The organism is Escherichia sp. KCJ4928 (genome assembly GCF_004352695.1).
GTDB lineage: Bacteria > Pseudomonadota > Gammaproteobacteria > Enterobacterales > Enterobacteriaceae > ECMA0423.
In genome coordinates this window covers 1-1167 of the sequence record NZ_SJWV01000427.1, presented here as the reverse complement: position 1 = coordinate 1167, position 1167 = coordinate 1, and the positions used below count along the sequence as shown (strand labels likewise).

General features: G+C 34.2%; 1 protein-coding gene. It reads right to left on the bottom strand.

Annotated features, from left to right (window positions below; all coding sequences use genetic code 11):
• Positions 1 to 276: 276 nt before the first annotated feature.
• Positions 277 to 909, bottom strand: coding sequence for a helix-turn-helix transcriptional regulator (locus tag E0D98_RS24535; protein WP_001305805.1), 633 nt, complete (start codon positions 907 to 909; stop codon positions 277 to 279).
• Between the last annotated feature and the right edge of the window lie 258 nt (positions 910 to 1167).

Below are 1167 nucleotides of genomic sequence, written 5' to 3'. Positions count from 1 at the left end.
GGTATTTACGGCATAAATATATATTAATTTTATATTTATCATGATGATTGAAATGAGGCTTTAATGTTGCAACGTAAAACTTTACGTAAATTAACATGGTTAACATTTATGCCACTATTGTTTGTAAATTCATATTTCGTAATGCTTCTGAATTTTTCGTGTGATGGTTTTAAATACTATGGTGTTTACTCTTGAGGGGACGGCCTATTTATAAAATACGGACATTTCAATAAATGCCCGTATAAACAGAGTATGATTCTGGCTGGTCGTTGAGTATCAATGTTGGACCGAATGTGAACGAATAAATAATTCGTTTATTTTACCACCCATTCTCTTTTCGATTCGTTGCTTGTACGCGTAGATGCTACGGATATCCATATCCAGAACTTCAGCAATCTGATATGGATTATAACCAGAAACCATATACCCCATTATGGTGAATTCCATCTGAGTTAATGTGTTACCTCTGGTAAATGATAAATAACGACCAATAAATAGTTGTCTGATCTTTTCATTGGCAACATCAAGACCATCATCATTATATATGACAGCAGATATTGCTGAGTTGTGTTTTCGCCAGTAATTAGCTAACGATTGCATATTGCGGTCGCTGACTAAAACAATCCCCATGTCAGTACTTGCAAGATAGTCAATCCAGTCTTTTTCAAGGAATAGACGTAAAAAACTTACTGAAAAATCGACAAAAATATATCCGCTTAATCTCGCATTGTGGTTTTTTGTTAAGATACCTTCTACCACACCACGATTAAAATATGAACTTTCTTCGGGCCACATACAAAAACACGAGTTTGCGCAGTACTGCAAACGCGGTGACTCTTCTGGCATTATTTGGCAATGCATTGAGCAACTATTGCATGTAAGACTTTTATAACGACTACAAAGCCCCATGTTAAGAACCTCCCTATCCGTATATAATTGCATAATTTCATTGGTGATTGATGATGTCAATACACCATGATTTTGTAATTTTGCTGGGAAAAATTGCGATTAATCTGTATTTGCTATAATTCTGATTAAGACATTTTAAAATGCATTTCTCGTTATTAAATATGATTATGTTTCACTGATTTAATCTTACCTGGTTGAGGGTGGTTCAGATAACTATCTCATGGTATGAGAATATCTATATCGCAAATTGTTTTTGAA

Bases quoted from the DNA above. Each gene is read 5' to 3' on its own strand.
- E0D98_RS24535 (WP_001305805.1), bottom strand. From the start codon at position 909: ATGGGGCTTTGTAGTCGTTATAAAAGTCTTACATGCAATAGTTGCTCA.